13 protein-coding genes and 1 pseudogene are annotated in these 19,485 nt (G+C 64.4%); 11 read left to right on the top strand and 3 right to left on the bottom strand.

The genetic code is table 11. The features are described from left to right. Nucleotides 1-24 precede the first annotated feature (24 nt). From ABIC03_RS31305 to ABIC03_RS31290, 4 genes are read left to right on the top strand one after another with little or no spacing between them, the layout of a single operon-like run. Nucleotides 25-678 carry an ABC transporter ATP-binding protein gene (locus ABIC03_RS31305; protein WP_354063828.1) on the top strand — a complete coding sequence of 218 codons (654 nt, stop codon included), beginning with the start codon at nucleotides 25-27 and terminating at the stop codon, nucleotides 676-678. After that, nucleotides 675-3,137: an FtsX-like permease family protein gene (locus ABIC03_RS31300; RefSeq protein WP_354063826.1), complete on the top strand. Its 2,463-nt coding sequence runs from the start codon at nucleotides 675-677 to the stop codon at nucleotides 3,135-3,137. Before ABIC03_RS31305 ends, ABIC03_RS31300 begins: the two co-directional genes overlap by 4 nt. Then, nucleotides 3,127-4,209 (top strand): lipocalin-like domain-containing protein, encoded by a 1,083-nt coding sequence (locus ABIC03_RS31295; RefSeq protein WP_354063824.1) that lies wholly within the window; start codon nucleotides 3,127-3,129, stop codon nucleotides 4,207-4,209. Before ABIC03_RS31300 ends, ABIC03_RS31295 begins: the two co-directional genes overlap by 11 nt. 27 nt (nucleotides 4,210-4,236) lie before the next feature. Then, entirely contained in the window at nucleotides 4,237-4,623 is a 387-nt protein-coding gene (locus tag ABIC03_RS31290; RefSeq protein ID WP_354063822.1) for an MAPEG family protein, read from the top strand. Nucleotides 4,624-4,800: 177 nt separating this feature from the next. On the opposite strand, the gene ABIC03_RS31285 is transcribed toward ABIC03_RS31290, so the two are convergent. From ABIC03_RS31285 to ABIC03_RS31275, 3 genes are all read right to left on the bottom strand, one after another. Further along, complete coding sequence (locus tag ABIC03_RS31285; RefSeq protein WP_354063820.1) at nucleotides 4,801-5,994, bottom strand: ABC transporter substrate-binding protein; 1,194 nt, start codon at nucleotides 5,992-5,994, stop codon at nucleotides 4,801-4,803. 307 nt (nucleotides 5,995-6,301) lie between these two features. Next, complete coding sequence (locus ABIC03_RS31280) at nucleotides 6,302-9,466, bottom strand: efflux RND transporter permease subunit (protein ID WP_354063818.1); 3,165 nt, start codon at nucleotides 9,464-9,466, stop codon at nucleotides 6,302-6,304. After that, nucleotides 9,463-10,680 (bottom strand): efflux RND transporter periplasmic adaptor subunit, encoded by a 1,218-nt coding sequence (locus tag ABIC03_RS31275; RefSeq protein ID WP_275168528.1) that lies wholly within the window; start codon nucleotides 10,678-10,680, stop codon nucleotides 9,463-9,465. Before ABIC03_RS31275 ends, ABIC03_RS31280 begins: the two co-directional genes overlap by 4 nt. A 282-nt stretch (nucleotides 10,681-10,962) precedes the next feature. Here ABIC03_RS31275 and ABIC03_RS31270 point away from each other — a divergent pair. From ABIC03_RS31270 to ABIC03_RS31240, 7 genes and pseudogenes are all read left to right on the top strand, one after another. Next, a pseudogene (locus ABIC03_RS31270) lies at nucleotides 10,963-12,116 on the top strand (iron-containing alcohol dehydrogenase). An 18-nt stretch (nucleotides 12,117-12,134) separates the two neighbouring features. After that, the gene (locus ABIC03_RS31265) at nucleotides 12,135-13,685 is read left to right on the top strand and encodes an AMP-binding protein (protein WP_354063815.1); all 1,551 of its coding nucleotides are present in this window, start codon (nucleotides 12,135-12,137) and stop codon (nucleotides 13,683-13,685) included. Between the two features lie 296 nt (nucleotides 13,686-13,981). Continuing rightward, nucleotides 13,982-15,580, top strand: a complete 1,599-nt coding sequence (locus tag ABIC03_RS31260; protein WP_354063813.1) for an ABC transporter substrate-binding protein — start codon at nucleotides 13,982-13,984, stop codon at nucleotides 15,578-15,580. A gap of 35 nt (nucleotides 15,581-15,615) precedes the next feature. Continuing rightward, complete coding sequence (locus tag ABIC03_RS31255; RefSeq protein ID WP_354063811.1) at nucleotides 15,616-16,563, top strand: ABC transporter permease; 948 nt, start codon at nucleotides 15,616-15,618, stop codon at nucleotides 16,561-16,563. 9 nt (nucleotides 16,564-16,572) lie between these two features. Then, on the top strand, nucleotides 16,573-17,466 hold the full coding sequence (locus ABIC03_RS31250) for an ABC transporter permease (RefSeq protein ID WP_018455966.1): 894 nt from the start codon (nucleotides 16,573-16,575) through the stop codon (nucleotides 17,464-17,466). Then, on the top strand, nucleotides 17,466-18,473 hold the full coding sequence (locus ABIC03_RS31245; protein ID WP_354063809.1) for an ABC transporter ATP-binding protein: 1,008 nt from the start codon (nucleotides 17,466-17,468) through the stop codon (nucleotides 18,471-18,473). The genes ABIC03_RS31250 and ABIC03_RS31245 overlap by 1 nt, the downstream gene beginning before the upstream one ends. Further along, entirely contained in the window at nucleotides 18,470-19,465 is a 996-nt protein-coding gene (locus ABIC03_RS31240; protein ID WP_354063807.1) for an ABC transporter ATP-binding protein, read from the top strand. Before ABIC03_RS31245 ends, ABIC03_RS31240 begins: the two co-directional genes overlap by 4 nt. The last annotated feature ends 20 nt before the right edge of the window (nucleotides 19,466-19,485 follow it).

Below are 19,485 nucleotides of genomic sequence, written 5' to 3'. Positions count from 1 at the left end.
TAATTCCGTCCGGCGCCATTCATCGTGCTGAGCATCCGAAACCTCTCCAAGACGTTCTCTTCGGCCGGTGAGCCGGTCCATGTCCTGCGCGGCGTCGATCTCGACCTCAAGGCCGGCGAACGCGTCGCACTGACCGGCGAGTCCGGCAGCGGCAAGAGCACGCTGTTGCACCTGATCGCCGGGCTCGATGCCGCCGATGGCGGCACGATCCGACTGGAAGACACTGAGGTCACCAAACTGTCGGATGCGGGACGCGCCGGCCTGCGGCGCGACCGGATCGGCCTGGTGTTTCAACAGTACAATCTGATCCCGAGTCTGTCGGTCGGGGACAATCTGGCGTTTCAGGCGCGGATCGCCGGCCGGTACGACACAGCTTGGTACGAGGAGCTGATCGAGCGTCTCGGGCTCGGCGGCCTGCTCAAGCGGTATCCAGAACAATTATCAGGCGGACAGCAGCAACGGGTCGCGATCGGCCGGGCGCTGGCGACGAAGCCGTCGTTGCTGCTGGCGGACGAGCCGACCGGCAATCTCGACGAGGCCACCGCCGAGGACGTGCTTGCGCTGACGCGCGACCTCGTCACGCGCACCGGCTGCGGCTTTCTGATGGTGACGCATAGCCTGCATCTGGCCGCGACACTCGATCGCCACGTCAATCTGCATGCCGGGCGAATCGCATGAGGCGCGCGCTCTGGGTCCTCGCCGTGCTGCTCAGTCATTGGCGGCGCCACAAGATGCAATTCGCGACGCTTCTGATCGGGCTGATCGCGGCGACCGCGCTATGGAGCGGCGTGCAGGCGATCAACCAGCAGGCCCGCAACGCCTATGACCGCGCCGCGGCAACCTTCGGCGGCGCGCGCACACCGATGCTGGTCGCGCCTGATGCCGCGACATTTCCGCAGGAGCTGTTCGTCAAGCTCCGCCGCGCCGGCTGGCCGGTCTCACCTATGCTGGAGGGACGGATTCAGGTCAACGGGCGCTCGGTCCGGCTGCTCGGCATCGAGCCGGTGACGCTGCCGGTCGATGTCGGCAATGCACCGCGCCTCGGCGCTTCGGATCTCAGCAACTTCATCGCGCCGCCGGGCCAGACGCTGGTGGCACGGGAGACGCTGAACGATTTGCAGGAGCAGGAGGGCGCGGCACCAGTGATCAGCAACGGCGCAAAACTGACGCCGCTGCGCGTGCTGCCGCAGCTCGTGCCCGACGTGCTCGTCGTCGATATCGGCGTGGCACAGCGGCTGCTGAATAAGCCCGATCAGATCTCGCGACTTCTGATCGGCAAAGCGAAGGGCAAGCCCGCGCCATTGGCAAGCATTGTCGGCGACCGCTTGCAGCGGGTCGAGCCCAATGCGGAGACCGAGCTGGAGCGTCTCACCGACAGCTTTCACCTCAACCTCACCGCGTTCGGCCTCCTGTCGTTCTTCGTCGGTCTTTTCATCGTCAATTCAGCCGTCGGCCTCGCCTTCGAGCAGCGGCTGCCGATGCTGCGCACGCTACGTGCCTGCGGTGCCTCGGCGCGACTGGTCAACACTGTGCTGGTGGTCGAGCTCGTGGCGCTGTCGCTGGTCGCAGGCCTGATCGGGCTTGCCTGCGGCTATTTCATTGCGGCCGCGCTCTTGCCCGACGTCGCGGCATCCCTGCGTGGGCTCTATGGCGCGCAAATCCCGGGGCAGCTCAGCTTGCGGCCCGAATGGTGGCTCGCCGGGATCGGCATCAGCATTGCCGGCGCGCTGGTGGCCGCGGCGACCAGCCTGATCAAGGCTGTCAGGATGCCGGTGCTGGCGACCGCGCAGCCGCGCGCTTGGCAACAGAGGCAGCGCCGTTGGCTGATCTTGCAAAGCGGGGCTGCCTGCGCCGTGTTCGCCGTCGCGCTGTTGCTGCTCCAGTACGGGCAATCGCTGATCGCGGGCTTTGGCGTGCTGGCAGCGCTGATGTTCGGCGCCGCGTTGATCCTGCCCGCGTTCCTCGAACTCATCCTGCTGGCCGGGCAGCGTTTGGCGCGGAGGCCGCTCGCCCTGTGGTTCTGGGCGGACAGCCGGCAGCAGCTCTCGGGTTTGTCGCTGGCGCTGATGGCGCTGCTGCTCGCCCTCGCGGTCAATGTCGGGGTGTCCACCATGGTGGAGACGTTCAGCCGCACCTTCATCGGCTGGCTCAACGGGCGGCTCGCAGCCGACGTCTACATCAGTGCCTCCGATAATGCGAAAGGCGTCGCGATCCGCAACTGGCTGAAGGAGCGCCGCGATGTCGAGGCGATCCTGTCGGGCGGACGTGCCGAGACGCAGGTACAGGGCCAGCCGGTGGAGCTGCTCGGCCTGCCCGATCATGCGCTCTATCGCGAGCGCTGGCCGCTGCTGGAAGCCGCGCCGCGTGCCTGGACCCGGCTCATACCCGGCAATGCCGCCTTCATCAGCGAGCAGCTGAGCCGCCGCCTCAACGTCCGCGTCGGCGATGTCGTTGACGTACCGGCTCCGGGTGGGACCTGGCAGCTCGACATCGTCGGCATCTATGCCGACTACGGCAACCCCAAGGGACAGCTTGCGGTGAATGTCGCGGCGCTGATCCGGCAATTTCCGCAGACGCCGCAGACGCGCATCGGCCTGATTGTCGCGAAGGAGAATATCCCCGGCCTGATCGCGGCGCTGCAGAAGCAGTTTGCGCTCGACGACCGCAGCGTCGCCGACCAGGCGACGGTGAAGGCGGAGTCGATCCGGATCTTCAACCGCACCTTCGCGGTGACTTCGGCGCTGAACGCGTTCACGCTCGGCGTCGCCGGAATCGCGCTGCTGACCAGCCTTCTCACGCTGGCGAACTCGCGCCTGCCGCAGCTCGCGCCGCTCTGGGCGATCGGCATCACGCGGCCGCGCCTTGCCGCGATCGAATTGACCAAGACGCTGTCGGTCGCGCTGTTCACGTCGCTTCTGGCCGTGCCGCTCGGGTTGCTGGTGGCGTGGTGCCTGATCGCGATCGTCAACGTGAAGGCGTTCGGCTGGCGGCTGCCGTTCCATGTGTTTCCGTTGCAACTGGTCGAGCTGGTCGCAGTCGCGCTGTTCGCCTCGTTGCTTGCCGCCCTGCTGCCGATGATCCGATTGGCCCGGATGCAACCGGCGAGCCTCGTCAAGGTGTTTGCCAATGAGCGCTGACAGGATCTCGCGGCGCACCTTCGCCGGCGGCATCGCGGCGCTCGCTCTCGCGCGCCGCACACATGCGCAGGGCTATGCCGGCCTCGGTGAAACCGCCGACGGGTTTGCGAAGGTCGAGCCGGGAAAGACGTTCGCCTTTCCGGGCGATCACGGGCCGCATCCGGAGTTTCGCATCGAGTGGTGGTATCTCACGGCGAATCTTGTCGATAGCAGCGGCGCGGCTTGCGGCCTGCAATGGACGCTGTTCCGTCAGGCGATGCAGCCCGGACCGCAAGGCGAGGGCTGGGCCAACCAGCAGGTGTGGATGGCGCATGCCGCGGTGACGCGTGCCGACACCCACCGCTTCAGCGAGCTGTTTTCCCGCGGCGGTGTAGGACAGGCCGGCGTCACCGCGAAACCGTTTGCGGCATGGATCGACGATTGGGAGATGAACGGATCCGAGCACACCGGCGATCGAACCCTGGCGCCGCTGACGCTGAAGGCCTCGGGCGCCGACTTCAGTTACGCGCTGACATTGGAGGCCGATCGCCCCGTGGTGTTGCAGGGCGATCGCGGCTACAGCCGCAAGTCGGAGCGCGGACAGGCCTCCTACTATTACAGCCAGCCGTTCTATCGCGCCCGCGGCACGCTTACCATCGACGAGGGGCCGGTCGATGTTTCCGGCCAAGCCTGGATGGACCGCGAATGGAGCAGCCAGCCGCTCGACACCGACCAGACCGGCTGGGACTGGCTGTCGCTGCACCTGTCATCCGGCGACAAGCTGATGCTGTACCGGCTGCGCCAAAAAGATGGCCAGAATCATCCGTTCGGCAACTGGATCTCGGCTGCCGGCGACACGCACATGATCGCGGGCGACGACATCCAGATGAGTCCGAAGGCGACCGCCGAGGTCGCGGGACACAAGCTGCCGGTGGAATGGCAGATCGCGATCCCCTCGCGGTCTTTCTCGATCGAGTGCAAGCCGCTCAATCCAAAGGCGTGGATGGGGACCGGTTTTTCCTATTGGGAAGGACCGATCAGCTTTGCCGGTACGCATGACGGCGTTGGCTATCTCGAGCTGACCGGGTATTGAACCGGGACTTCTTCGAAGGGACTAGCGATGTATCACCTCACCGCCCTCGTCACACTGCTGGCGATCCTGTTCTACTTCTTCATCACCATCAACGTGTCGCGCTCGCGCACCAAAACCGGCGTCAAGGTGCCGGCAATGTCGGGCCATCCGGATTTCGAGCGCGCGTTCCGAATCCAGATGAACACGCTAGAATGGATGCCGATCTTCCTGCCGTCGCTCTGGCTGTTTGCGATTTACATCAGCGATGCCGGCGCAGCGGCGATCGGTGCGGTCTGGATCGCCGGCCGCATCGTCTACTTCATCGGCTATTCCAAGGCCGCTGCAAAACGCGGCCCGGGATTCTTTATTCAGGGCATCGCGGCCATTGCATTGTGGGCGGGGTCGCTGGGAGCGTTGGTGCTGCGGCTGGTGTGACGGGCGGGCAACCGCCACACACTCAGTGTCGTCCCGGCGAAGGCCGGGACCCATAACCACGGGATGTGGTTTGACGAAGACTAGGAGTTACCAGTTCGGGCCCACAACTTCTCCCTGGGATTATGGGTCCCGGCTTTCGCCGGGACGACATGGGAGTTATTGGCGCGGTCCTGACCTTCACTTCGTCAGCGGACAGCCGCTCTCCTTGGCGGTGAAGAACGCCTTCTCGCCGGGAACGACCGCGAGCTGCTTGTAATAGTCCCACGGCTTCTTCGATTCCGAGGGCTTCTTCACTTCGAACAGATACATGTCGTGGACCATGCGGCCGTTCTCGAGCACCTTGCCGCCTTGCGCGAAGTCGTCGTCGATCGGCAGCTCCTTCAGCTTCCTGGCCACCGCATCCGGATCCTTGGTGCCGGCGGCCTTGACCGCCTTGAGATAGCTCAGCGTCGCCGAATAGGTGCCGGCCTGGATCATGTTCGGCATCCGGCCGGTGCGCTTGAGAAAGCGTTCGCCGAGATTGCGCGTGCGGTCGTTGATATCCCAGTAATAGCCCTCGGTCAGCACCAGGCCTTGCGCGGCCTGCAAGCCGAGGCCGTTCACTTCGGCCAGCGTCATCAGGAGGCCCGCGAGCTTCTGGCCACCGGAGACGATGCCGAACTCGGACGCCTGCTTGATCGAGTTGGTGGTGTCGAGGCCGGCATTGGCAAGGCCGACGATCTTCGCCTTCGAGCTCTGCGCCTGGAGCAAGAAGGAGGAGAAGTCCGAGGAGTTGAGCGGCACGCGCACCGAACCAAGCACCTTGCCGCCATTGGCCGCGACGATCTCGCTGGTGTCCTTTTCCAGCGCGTAGCCGAAGGCGTAGTCCGCGGTGAGGAAGAACCAGCTGTCGCCGCCGGCCTTGGTCAGCGAGCCGCCGGTGCCGACACCGAGCGCGCGGGTGTCATAGGCCCAGTGGAAACCATAGGGCTGGCAGGCATCGCCGGTGAGGCGCGAGGTCGCAGCGCCGACGACGATGTCGATTTTCTTCTTTTCCTTAGAGAGCTCGTGGATCGCGAGCGCAACCGACGACGTCGTCAGCTCCGTGATCATGTCGACGTTCTCGACATCGTACCAGCGGCGCGCGATCGAGGTCGCGAGATCCGGCTTGTTCTGGTGGTCGGCGGTGACGAGTTCCACCTTCTGGCCCAGCACCTCGCCGCCGAAATCCTCGATCGCCATCCTGGCGGCCTCGACCGACCATTTGCCGCCGTAATCGGCATAGACGCCGGACTGGTCGTTGAGGATGCCGATCTTGACGCCTTGCGCAGAGGCCGGCGCGGCCAGCAGCAGGGTGGAGGTTGCGACAGCGGCCAAAAGTGCTGATTTCATTCGTTAGCTCCCAGCAGTTTTCTGTTTGAAATCGCGCGGATAGTAGTGAAGAACCCCGCGCCTGCCCATCCATTGCATGTTGGTCGTTAGTATGAAGGGCGTGCCAAGCAGACGGCGTCGTCCCGGACAAGCGCAGCGCAGATCCGGGACCCATAACCACAGGGCGTCGTTTTGCGACGACTCGTGGTTGCGAGCTTCGCATCAAACTCCGCCCTGTGGCTATGGGTCCCGGCCCCCGTGCGCAATTGCGCACTAGGCCGGGACGACACTGTGGGTGTTGATGCGCTGGCGGCTGCACTGACTACGATCAGGCCACCACCCTCGGCTTTCCCTCGTTCTTCCCCTCGGCCAGGTTCCTCACCACCACGTAGAAGATCGGCGTGAACAACAGTCCGAACAGGGTGACGCCGATCATGCCGAAGAACACGGCGACGCCGACGGCTTGCCGCATCTCCGAGCCCGAGCCGGACGATATCACCAGCGGCAGCACGCCGAGAATGAAGGCGAAGGACGTCATCAGGATCGGCCGCAGGCGCAGGCGGCAGGCATCGATCACGGCCTCCAGCCGCGGTTTGCCTTCGTTCTCGATATCGCGCGCGAACTCGACGATCAGGATCGCGTTCTTCGCCGCCAATCCCACCAGCACGACAAAGCCGATCTGGGTGAGGATATTGACGTCCTGCCCCATGATGCGCACGCCGATCGTGGCGGCCAACAGGCACATCGGCACGATCAGGATCACCGCGAACGGCAAGGTCCAGCTGCCATATTGCGCGGCGAGCACGAGATAGACGAACAGCACGCAGATCGGGAACACGTAGAGACCCGCATTGCCGCCGGTGATCTGCTGGTAGGACAGGTCGGTCCATTCGAAAGTGAAGCCGCTCGGCAGGGTGTCGTCCGCGAGCTTCTTGATGGCGTTGAGCGCGGTGGTCGAGCTGGTGCCCGGCGCGGGCTCGCCCTGCAACTCGGACGCCGCATAGAGATTATAGCGCGCGACACGGTCGGGGCCCGAGACGTCCTTGAACTCGACCACGCTGCCGAGCATCACCATGTCGCCGGAAGCGTTGCGCGTGCGCAGGCGCGAGAGATCGCTGGGCTCCTTGCGGAACGGGAAATCCGCCTGCGCGGTGACGTGGTAGGTCCGCCCGAACAGGTTGAAGTCGTTGACATAGGTCGACCCGAAATAGGTCTGGATCGTGTCGTTGATGCCGGCGATGGGAACGCCGAGCTTCTGCGCCTTGGTGCGGTCGATGTCGACGAACAGCTGCGGCGTGTTGGCTGAGAACGGCGAGAACACCGAGGGAGCGAGCAGCGAGGGCGATTTGCGCGCCGCTGCGACGAGCTCGTCGGTAGCTGCGGCGAGCATCTCCGGCCCACGGCCCTGGCGGTCCTGAATGCGGATGGTGAAGCCGCCGCCGGTGCCGATGCCGGGTACGGCCGGCGGCGGAATCACGATGATGAAGGCACCCTGAATCGCGGCCAGGCGCTTGCGCAGCTCGACCGTGATGGCGTTCGCGGACAATCCCTTCTTCATCCGCGCCTCGGGCTCGTCGAACACCGGAAATAACGCCGCCGCGTTGCCGGCCTGCGTGCGCGTGGCGCCGGAGAAGCCGGCGAAGGCGGCGACGCGGATGATACCGGGCGTATCCAGCGAGATCCGCTCGATCTCGCGCACGACCTCGGTGGTGCGTGCCAGCGAGGCCGCGCCCGGCAATTGCACGGAGATGATGACGTAGCCGCGATCCTGCGCCGGAATGAAGCCCTGCGAGGTAGTCGCGATCAGCCAGCCGGCGCTGCCGATCAGCACGACGTAGATCAGGATCATCACCGCCGAATGCCGGATCACGAAATTGGCTAGGCCCGCATAGCCATGGGCGAGACGGTCGAACACTCGGTTGAAGACGCCGGTGAAAGCGTTCCAGCCGCGTGCGACAAGATTCCAGCGCGCCGGCGGCCGTTTCTCCTCGTGCGGGACGAGGAGAAGCGAGGCCAACGCCGGCGACAGCGTCAATGAACAGAAGCAGGAGATTGCGGTCGCAACCGCAATGGTGACGGCGAATTGCTGAAAGAACTGGCCGGAAATGCCGCCCAGAAACGCAGTCGGGACGAACACCGCGCAGAGCACCAGCGCGATCGATACCAGTGCGCCGCCGACCTCCTCCATGGTCTTCAGCGCGGCGTCGCGCCGGCTCATGCCATGCTCGAGATGCCGCTCGACATTTTCGACCACGACGATGGCGTCGTCGACCACGATGCCGACGGCGAGCACGAGCCCAAACAGCGTCAGGTTGTTGATTGAGAACCCGAGCGCCGCCATCACCGCGAAGGTGCCGACCAGCGAAACCGGGATCGCGATGATCGGGATGATCGCGGGCCGCCACCCTTGCAGGAACACCAGAACCACGATGACTACGAGCAACATGGCCTCGTAGATGGTCTTGATCAGCTCATGAACGGACTGCGCGATGAACTCGGTCGGGTTGTAGCCGATATTGAAGTCGAGGCCCTTCGGAAAGGTCTCCTTCAGCTTCGTCATCGTGTCCGAAATATTCTTCGCGGTCGCGAGCGCGTTCGATCCCGGCCGCTGCGTCACCAGCATCGCGACCGCCGATTTGCGCAGCAGGAAGCTGTTGGTGGAGTAGGCGAGCGCACCGAGCTCGATACGGGCGACGTCGCGCAGGCGCACCGTGCGGCCGTCCGAGCCGGCCTTGATCAGGATGTCCTCGAACTGCTTCTGGTCTTTCAAACGGCCGGTGAAGGTAAGGTTCGGCTGGAAGGCGCGGTCGGCGATCGGCGGTTCGGCGATCTGACCGCCCGCGATCTGCACGTTCTGCGCACGGATCGCGGCGAGCACTTCAGCAGAAGTCAGGCCGAGATTGGCGATCCGGTCGGGGTCGAGCCATAGCCGCATCGAATAATCGCGCGCGCCGAAGATCTGGATGTCGCCGACGCCGTCGATCCGCAGCAGCTGATCGCGGACCTGGAGCAGCGCATAGTTGGAGATGTAGAGCTGGTCGAAGGTGTCGTCGGGCGACAGCATGAACACGACCATCAGAATGTCGGGCGAGTTCTTGCGCGTGGTGACGCCGTTGCGCTGAACCTCTTCAGGCAGGCGCGGTTGCGCGATCGCGACGCGGTTCTGCACCAGCACCTGGGCCTTGTCGAGATCGGTGCCGAGCTTGAAAGTGACGGTGATGGTAAGCTGGCCGTTCGAGGTCGCCTGGCTGTAGAGATACAGCATGTCCTCGACGCCGTTGATCTCCTGCTCGATGGGAGCTGCAACCGTGTCGGACACGGTCTGCGCGGAAGCGCCGGGATATTGCGTAGTGACGACGACGGTCGGCGGCACCACTTGCGGATATTCGGAGACTGGCAGCGTGGTGTATGCGATCGCGCCGACGATCAGCAGCACGATCGACAGCACCATGGCGAGGATGGGCTGGTTGATGGAGAGGCGGCCGAGATTCATGACTTGTCACCGGGCTTGCCGCCAGCCGGCGCTGGTGCAGTCTGCGGCGCGACCTTGGCGCCGACGCGGGCGCGCTGGATGCCGTTGACAATGACGCGGTCCTCCGCCTTCAGCCCCTCGCGGATTACGCGCAAGCCGTCATCGAGCGGCCCCAGCGTCACCGGACGTGCCTCGACGGTGTCATCAGGCTTCACCACGAACACGATCTTGCGGGACTGGTCGGTCGCGACCGCGACGTCGGGAATCAGCAGCGCCTCATAGGGCGCGCTGCCGATCAGGCGGACGCGACCGAACTGACCCGGCAGGATCGACAGATCGGTGTTCTTGATCACGGCGCGGCTGCGCAGCGTGCCGGTGGAGACATCGAGGCGGTTGTCGAGGAAATTGATGCTGCCTTCACGGGATGGTTTCGTCTCGCCGGCGAGGGTCACCTGCACCGGGTTCGCCGTATCGCGCGAACTTGGGCGGCGGCCTTCGAACCACAGCTTGCTGTATTTGATGAAGGTCGCCTCATCCATGTCGAAATAGATATAGATCGGGTCGAGCGTCACGATCGAGGTGAGCAGCGTCGACGTTCCGGTATCGCTGCCCTGCACGAGATTGCCAGGGCTGACAAGATGGCGGCTGACGCGGCCGGTCAGCGGCGCCGTCACATGCGTGAATTCGATATTGAGCTTGGCGACTTTGAGCGCACCCTCGGCCTGTGTTTCGGCAGCGTGCGCGGCCTGCAAGGCCTGACGGCGCTGATCGACCACCTGCTCGGAGACGGCGCTGGTCTGCACCAGGCTCAAACCGCGATCGAGCTCCCGCTTTGCAAGCTCCACCTTGGCACGCGCATCGGAAAGCTGCCCCTCCGCCTGCGTGGCCACCGCCTCGAACGGACGAGGGTCGATGACATAGAGCAGATCACCCTGACGCACGATGGCGCCATCCTGGAATTCGACAGAGTTGACGAACCCGCCGACGCGCGGGCGGACCTGCACCTCCTCCATGGCCTCGAAGCGGCCGGTGAACTCGTCCCAATCGGTGACGGTGCGCTTGACCGGCTGGGCTACCGTCACCGGCGCCGGCGGCGGCGCGGCCGCTTGCGGGGTCGGCTGGCCACAGCCCGCAAGACCGAATGCCGCGGCGAAAAGCCCGGCGATCACGCGAGGTCGAGGCGAAACGAAATCGTGCCTTTTGACAAACTGCTCGCTTCCGTCCGGTCCAGTCATCCCAGGTCCTCGCATAAAAACCGCGGAAATAGCAGGGTACGCCTGTACCCGCGGGCGCCGCAAGATGGGTTTCAATGATGAACTCTTCAAGACCACCGCACGCGCAATGCTCGGAAGAATGCCCTGGCCGGATGACGGGTTGACAGGGCTTGTTCGCCTCTCTCCGGCAAGACTGGGGAAAGGTGGACGAGAGAGCGACAGCGTCTTCACACATGACGGGCGGAGCCGGCTCGGCTAGATTACCCCTCATAAAACAAGACGAATTGTCCGGGGAGGACAGGCGTGCACCAGGGACGTGTCGTTTACGGCGCCATCGAGGAGGTCGTGTTCGGCCACCCCGCGGCCGAAGCCGTGGTCGCCCAGATGGACCGGCTGGGGACGCGCAGCGCCTTCCTGATGGTCTCGGGCACGCTCAACCGGCAGACCGACGAAATCGCGAAGATCAAACAAGCCCTGGGCACACGCTGCGCGGGCGTCTTCGACGCGATGCCAGCCCACACACCGCGCGAGGCGGTGATCGCCGCCACCAATGCGGCGCGCGAAGCGGGCGCCGACCTGATCGTCACCGTGGGCGGCGGCTCGATCACCGACGGAGCCAAGGCGGTGCAGCTCTGCCTTGCCAACGGCATCGACGATGTCGACGGCATCGAACGTATCCGCGTGCACAAGGGCGTCGCGCCCGAGATGACGGCGCCGACCGTGCGTCAGATCAGCGTGCCCACCACGATCGCCGGCGGCGAGTTCAGCTCGGTCGCAGGCGTCACCGACCGCACCGCTCATGTGAAACAGATGCTGCGGCATCCGCTCAGCGTTCCGCGCGCGACTTCCTCGATCCCGCCATCACCGTGCACACGCCGGAATGGCTATTCCTCTCGACCGGCATCCGCGCCATCGATCATTGCGTCGAGGCGATCTGCTCGCGCGAGACGCACCCCTATGCCGACGCGCAGTCGGTGAAGGGCCTCGCGATGCTCGCCGACGCGCTGCCGCGGGTGAAGGCAGACCCTGCTGACCTCGACGCGCGCATGGATGCGCAGATCGGCACATGGCTGTCGATGGGCGCGCTCGCTGCCGGCGTGCCGATGGGGGCAAGCCACGGCATCGGTTACGTGCTGGGCGCAGCCTTCAATGTGCCGCATGGCTACACCTCCTGCGTCATGCTTCCGGCTGTGATGCGCTGGAATGCGCCCGACAATGCCGAGCGCCAGATGATCGTCGCGGCCGCGATGGGCTTTCCCGGCCACAAGGCGGCCGACGTGCTCGATGCCTTCATCCGTTCGCTCGGCATGCCCCGCAGCCTCGCCGATGTACGCGTCTCGCCGGAACATTTCGACGCGATCGCGGACGCTGCGATGCGCACGAACTGGATCCCACGCAACCCGCGCAAGATCGACGGTCCCGCGCAGTTGCGCGAAATTCTGCTTCTTGCCGCATGATCTAAAGCCGGAGGACCGATGTATCCAGGTCAACATGCCCGCCTGCGCCCGCTCCAGCCTGCCTTCATCATGGCGGCGACTGGCGAGGCCGTCAGCTATCGTGAGCTCGATGTGCGCAGCAACCGGCTGGCGCATCTGTTCCGCAAGCACGGCTTGAAGCGGCTCGACCATTATTCGATCTTCATGGAGAACAATTCGCGCTACCTCGAAGCCTGCGGCGCGGGCGAGCGCTCCGGTCTCTACTACACCTGCATCAACTCGTTCCTGACGCCGGGCGAACTTGCTTATCTGCTGGTCAACAGCCAGTCCAAAATCCTGATCACCTCGGTTGCAAAGCTCGATATCGCGCGCGAGGCAATCAAGGTCTGCCCCGACATCGGGCTGTGCATCGTCGCCGACGGCCCGGGCGAGAGTGTGCGCATCGTTGGTCTCACTGAGGTGACCGCCGAGCTGCCGAAGACGCCGATTCCCGATGAATGGCTCGGTACCGCCATGCTGTATTCATCGGGCACGACGGGACGGCCAAAAGGGATTCTGCGGCCGCTTTCGGAGGAGCCGCCAAAGCACAATCTGCCGTTGTTCGATTTCCTGACAAAGCTTTGGCAATACCGCGAGGGCATGATCTACCTCTCCCCGGCGCCGCTTTATCATTCGGCGCCGCAGGCCGCGGTCAACCTGACGATCCGGATGGGCGGCACCGCGATCATCATGGAAAATTTCGATCCCGAGCGGTACCTCCAGCTCGTCGAGCAATGGGGTATAACCCACACCCAGCTGGTGCCGACGATGTTCTCACGCATGCTCAAGCTGCCGGAGCAGGTGCGACAGCGCTACGACCTCTCCTCTCTCGAGATCGCGATCCATGCCGCCGCGCCCTGCCCGGCCCTGGTCAAGGACGACATGATCAAATGGTGGGGACCGATCATCCACGAATATTACGGCGCGACCGAAGGACTTGGCTTCACCGCCTGCGACAGCGCTGAATGGCTCGCCCATCGCGGCACCGTCGGCAAGGTGCTGCTCGGCGACCTCCACATTCTCGACGAGAATATGAAGCCATGCCCGACCGGCACGCCGGGACAGGTCTGGTTCAAGACGGCTACGCCATTCGAATATTTCAACGACCCGGAGAAGACCAAGGAAGCGCGCTCGGCCGACGGCAGCATGAGCACGGTCGGCGACGTCGGCTATGTCGATGAGGACCGCTTCCTTTATCTAACGGACCGCGCGACCTTCATGATCATCTCCGGCGGCGTGAACATCTATCCGCAGGAGTGCGAGAATCTGTTGATCACCCATGCCAAGGTCGCGGACGCCGCGGTGTTCGGCGTGCCCAATCCAGATCTCGGTGAAGAGGTGAAGGCGGTGGTGCAGCCGATGCCGGGCGTCGTGCCGGACGAGGCGCTCGCCGAAGAGCTGATCGCGTTCTGCGGGGCGTCGCTCTCGCGGCAGAAGGTGCCGCGCTCGGTCGATTTCGAAAAGGAGTTGCCGCGGCTGCCGACGGGGAAGCTGTACAAGCGGCTCCTTCGGGACCGGTATTGGGGGAACAAGGCGTCAAGGATCGTGTGAAAACCGCTGTCGTCCTGGCGAATGCCAGGACCCATACCGCGTGATCTCACGATCGTCGGAGGTAGCAATACCGAACGACTTTCTTCGCCAAACACCTCCCTGGGGTCATGGGTCCGGGCGTTCGCGAGGACGACGCCGGAGGGACGTCTCGCAATTTGTGAGAGAGCCGCCCCTGCGGCCTTCCGTCATCCGAATTGCCGAGAGAGTAGCAGACCTTGCCGGTTGCCTCACCGCGCTCGCGTCGCTATCGTCTGCTCAAACAGGCCGCAAAAGGCTGATGTCCAGGGAGGACGAGGATGCGGAGCGTACGGGCGCTCGCCGCGACGGCGGCGCTATCTTTGCTGGCGTTTTCGACCATTGCACTCGCCGGCGAGCCCAAGCAGGGCGGCATTTTGCGGATGTATCACCGCGACAGTCCCGGCAATGCCTCGATCCACGAAGGCGCGACCTACTCGCTCAACGTTCCCTTCATGCCGGTGTTCAACAACCTCGTCATCTACAAGCAGGACGTGGCGCAGAACAGCATGGACACCATCGTGCCCGAGCTCGCAGAGAGCTGGGCTTGGGTCAACGACAACAAGACGCTGACCTTCAAGCTGCGCCAGGGCGTGAAGTGGCACGACGGCAAGCCGTTCACCTCGGCTGACGTCAAATGCACCTTCGAGATGCTGATGGGCAAGTCGCAGCAGAAGTTCCGGCAGAACCCGCGCAAGAGCTGGTACGAACAGGCCAACGACGTCTCCACCAACGGCGATCTCGAGGTCTCCTTCAACCTGAAGCGGCCGCAGCCTTCGCTGCTGGCGCTGCTCGCCTCCGGCTACACGCCGGTCTATCCCTGCCACGTCTCGCCCGGCGACATGCGCACGCACCCGATCGGGACCGGGCCGTTCAAGTTCGTCGAGTTCAAGGCCAATGAATCGATCAAGCTGACCCGCAATCCCGACTATTGGCGCAAGAGCCGGCCCTATCTCGACGGCATCGAGTTCACCATCATCCCGAACCGCTCGACCGCCATTCTCGCCTTCGTCGCCGGCAAGTTCGATATGGCCTTCCCGACCGAAGTGAGCATCCCGCTTCTCAAGGACGTCAAATCGCAGGCGCCGAACGCGGTCTGCGTGGTCGAACCCAACAATGTCGCCACCAACATCATCGTCAATTCGTCCGCGCCACCGTTCGACAATATCGACATCCGCCGCGCCATGGCGCTGTCGCTCGACCGCAAGGCCTTCATCTCGATCATGTTCGAGGGTCAGGGCGACGTCGGCGGCACCCTGCTGCCGCCGCCGAACGGGCTGTGGGGCATGCCGAAGGAGATGCTCGAGACCATTCCGGGCTACGGCCCCGACATCAACGCCAACCGCGAGGAAGCAAAAAAGCTGATGCAGAAGGCCGGCTATGGGCCGGACAAGCACCTCGCCGTCAAGGTCTCGACCCGCAACATCCCGGTCTATCGCGATCCCGCCGTGATCCTGATTGACCAGCTCAAGAGCATCTATATCGACGGCGAGCTCGACGTGGTCGAGACCGCAAATTGGTTCCCGAAGGTTGCGCGCAAGGACTACATGCTCGGGCTCAATTTGACCGGCAATGCCGTCGACGATCCCGACCAATCCTTCTACGAGAACTATTCCTGCGGCTCCGAGCGCAACTACACCAATTACTGCAACAAGGAGATCGAGAAGCTGTTCGACGTGCAGTCCCAGGAGACCGACCTCAACAAGCGCAAGAAGCTGGTGTGGGACATCGACAAGAAGTTGCAGGAGGACGTCGCCCGCCCGATCATCTTCCACGCACGTACCGGCAGCTGCTGGCAACCTTACGTCAAGGGCGTGACGGTGATGTCCAACAGTTCCTATAACGGCTATCGGTACGAGGATGTCTGGATGGACAAGTAGCGCAGGCGGCTGACGGGTTCGACGGGAGGCGATGCATGTTTGCCTATCTGGTGCGGCGCCTGTTCCTGATGTTCGTGACCCTGTTCGGGATCTCGATCGTCATCTTCTTCCTGCTGCGCATCGTCCCCGGTAACATCGTCGACATCCTGTTTGCCGCGGCCGGCTATGTCGACCCCGCCGACAAGGCCAATCTGGAGAAGGAGCTCGGCATCGACCAGCCGCTGGTGGTGCAATATTGGCACTGGATCAGCGGCTTCCTGCGCGGTGATTTCGGCTACTCCTACGTTTCCGAGAAGCCGGCGCTTCAGGAGATCCTGCCACGGATTCCGATCACCGCACGGCTCGCCGGCCTGGCGCTGCTGTTCTCGGCGTCGATCGGCATTCCCTTGGGCGTCATCAGCGCGGTGAAGCAGGGAACGAGGCTCGACTACGCGTTGCGTGTGGTGAGCCTGAGCGGATTGTCGCTGCCTTCGTTCTGGCTCGGCCTGCTCATCCTCACCGCCTCGGTGGCGATGTTCAACCAGATGCCGATCTTCAATCCCAATCCGGCGACCTGGCTGGAAGCGTTTGCGACCTATGCCGTGCCCGCCGCCGCCGTCGGCTTCCGCAGCGCGGCACTGACCATGCGCATCACGCGATCCTCGATGCTGGAGGTGCTGCGGCAGGACTATATCCGCACCGCACGTGCCAAGGGCGCATCGGACGCCGCCGTGAACTATCAGCACGCGCTCAAGAACGCGATTTTGCCCGTCATCACCGTGATCGGAATCGAGGCGGCGTTCCTAATCGGCGGCCTTATCGTGACGGAGACCGTGTTCAACATCCCCGGCGTCGCGCGCTTCCTGGTCGAGGCGATTCGCTGGCGCGATTATCCGATCGTGCAGAACCTGGTGATGCTGATTGCCATCGTCGTGGTGAGCGCGAATTTCATCGTCGACATGCTGTACGCCGTGTTCGACCCGCGCATCAGGTACACGGATTAGGAGAGGCGCTTGGCTGCGATCGACTACGACGTTGAACTGAGGCGCGCCGGGGCGCACGCGACCGTCGGCTGGCGGCGCGTGCTGTTTTTGGCGCAGCGGCATGTGCTGGGTGCGGCCGGGCTCGTCATCATGACCCTGTTCGTGTTCACCGCGATCTTCGCCGACTTCATCGCGCGCTACGATCCGCTGACGATCGACGCCGCCCGGGCACTGGCGCGCCCAAGCCTGGCACACTGGATGGGCACGGATTCTTTCGGCCGCGATGTCTTCAGCCGCATCATTCATGGCGCGCGGATCTCGCTCGCGGTCGGCATCGGCTCGACGGCGCTCGGCGGCAGCATCGGCGTGATCGTCGGCCTCACCTCCGGCTATCTCTCCGGCTGGGTCGATCTCGTGTTCCAGCGCGTCTCCGACGTCCTCCAGGCGCTGCCGCTGCTGGTGCTGGCCCTGATCATGACCGCAGCGCTTGGACCGTCCTTGCCGAACGTCATCATCGCGATCGCCATTCCGCTGATCCCGACCGTCTCGCGCGTCATCCGCGCCAACACGCTGGCGCTGCGCGAGCTGCCGTTCATCGAGGCGGCCAAGTCGATCGGCATGAGCGAGGTGCGCATCGCACTGCGTCACGTGCTGCCGAACACACTAGCACCGCTGATCGTGCTTGCGACGGCCCAGCTCGGCTCGACCATCCTCACTGAGGCCTCGCTTTCCTTCCTCGGCCTCGGCATTCCCGAGCCGTACCCGTCGTGGGGCCGCATGCTCTCTGAATCGGCCGCCGAATATGTCCGCACGGCGCCCTGGCTGGTGATCTTCCCCGGCATCGCCATCAGCCTCGCGGTGTTCGGCGCCAATCTGTTCGGCGACGCCTTGCGCGACATCCTCGATCCCCGGCAGCGCGGCTGATGGCTGACAAATCCGATCTCGTGCTCGAAGTGAAGAACCTGAAGACGGTGTTCTTCACCAACTCCGGTCTGTTCAAGGCCGTTGACGATGTTTCCTTCACGGTGAAGCGCGGCGAGACGCTGGCGATCGTCGGGGAATCCGGCTGTGGCAAGAGCGTCACCGCACTATCGCTGATGCGGCTGGTGCCGGATCCGCCCGGCCGCATCGTCGGCGGCTCCGTCACGCTCGAAGGAACCGATCTTCTGACGCTGGACGAAGCAGAGATGCGCGCCGTCAGGGGCAACCGCATCTCGATGATCTTCCAGGAGCCGATGACCTCGCTCAATCCGGTGATGCGGATCGGCGACCAGATCGTCGAGGCCGTGCGGCTTCACCGGAACATGTCAAGCAAGGAGGCCCGGGACATCGCGATCGAGATGCTGCGCCTGGTGCGCATTCCCGAACCGGCCCGGCGCGCGCGAGAATATCCGCATCAACTGTCCGGCGGGATGCGCCAGCGCGCCATGATTGCCATGGCGCTGGCGTGCCGGCCGGCGCTGCTGATCGCGGACGAGCCCACGACCGCGCTCGACGTCACCATCCAGGCGCAGATCCTGGCGCTGATCCTGGACCTGCAGAAAGAGCTCGGCACCGGGCTCGTGCTGATCACGCATGATCTCGGCGTCGTCGCGCAGACCGCGCAGCGCGTCATCGTGATGTATGCGGGACGAAAGGTCGAGGAAGCCAGCGTCGAGGCACTGTTCGCCGCGCCAAAGCATCCCTACACGCGCGGGCTGATGGCCTCGATCCCGGCGGTGCCGGCGCCGGGCGTCGCCGCCCAGGCGCGGCTGAACGAAATTCCGGGTACGGTGCCGTCGCTGGTGCGACTGCCGAAGGGTTGCGCGTTCGCGCCGCGCTGCAAGCTCGCGATCAAACGCTGTGAGGCCGAATATCCGCCACTCATCGATTGGGGCGGTGGCCATCTCGCTGCATGCTGGCGCGCGGCCGAGATTGCGGAGGTGGCATGACCGAGGCGCTGCTCGAAGTCACCGATCTCAGGAAGCACTATCCGGTGCGCGCCGGTGTGTTGCGCCGACAAATCGGCACAGTGCATGCGGTCGACGGCGTCTCGTTCTCGGTGGGTGTCGGCGAAACGCTGGGCCTTGTCGGCGAATCCGGCTGCGGCAAGTCGACGGTGGCGCGGAGCGTGCTGCGGCTGGTCGAGCCGACCTCGGGCCAGATCCGCCTCGAAGGCGAGGACATCACCCACCTCTCCAAGTCCGCGCTGCGGCCGCACCGCCGTTCGATGCAGATCGTGTTCCAGGATCCGTTCGCCTCGCTCAACCCGCGCATGACTGCCGGTGACATCGTCGGCGAGCCGCTGTTCGTGCACGGGCTCGCGACCGGCAAAGCGCTGGAGGCGCGTACCGCAAACCTGTTCGAACAAGTCGGCTTGCGGCCCGACCAGATGCGCAACTTCCCGCACCAATTCTCCGGCGGCCAGCGCCAGCGCATCTGCATCGCCCGCGCGCTGGCGCTCGGGCCTCGGCTGATCGTCTGCGACGAGCCGGTCTCCGCGCTCGACGTCTCGATCCAGGCGCAGGTGATCAACCTCCTGATCGACCTGCAACGCGAGCACGGCTTCTCCTATCTCTTCATCGCGCATGACCTCGCGGTGGTCGCCCATATCAGTCACCGCGTCGCCGTGATGTATCTCGGTCGCATCGTCGAGATTGCCGACAAGGACGAGCTGTTTGCAAATCCGCGCCATCCCTACACGCAGGCTCTGCTCGCCTCGGTGCCGGTCGCCAACCCGCTCGCCAAAAAGCTCGTGCCGCTGGTGGACGGCGACGTGCCAAGCCCGGTCAATCCGCCGCCGGGATGCGCGTTTCACACCCGCTGCCGGTTTGCGATGGAGCGATGCAGGACGGAACGGCCGGCGCTGGTGGATGCGGGCGACGGGCACCAGGTGGCGTGCCTGCTGAACGACGGGACGGGGCGACCAAATGCGATGTCGTAGGGTGGGCAAAGCGAAGCGTG

The organism is Bradyrhizobium sp. RT6a (genome assembly GCF_040547675.1).
Lineage (GTDB): Bacteria > Pseudomonadota > Alphaproteobacteria > Rhizobiales > Xanthobacteraceae > Bradyrhizobium.
The sequence above is the reverse complement of the archived record's forward strand: the minus strand, read 5'-3'. Positions and strand labels throughout refer to the sequence as shown.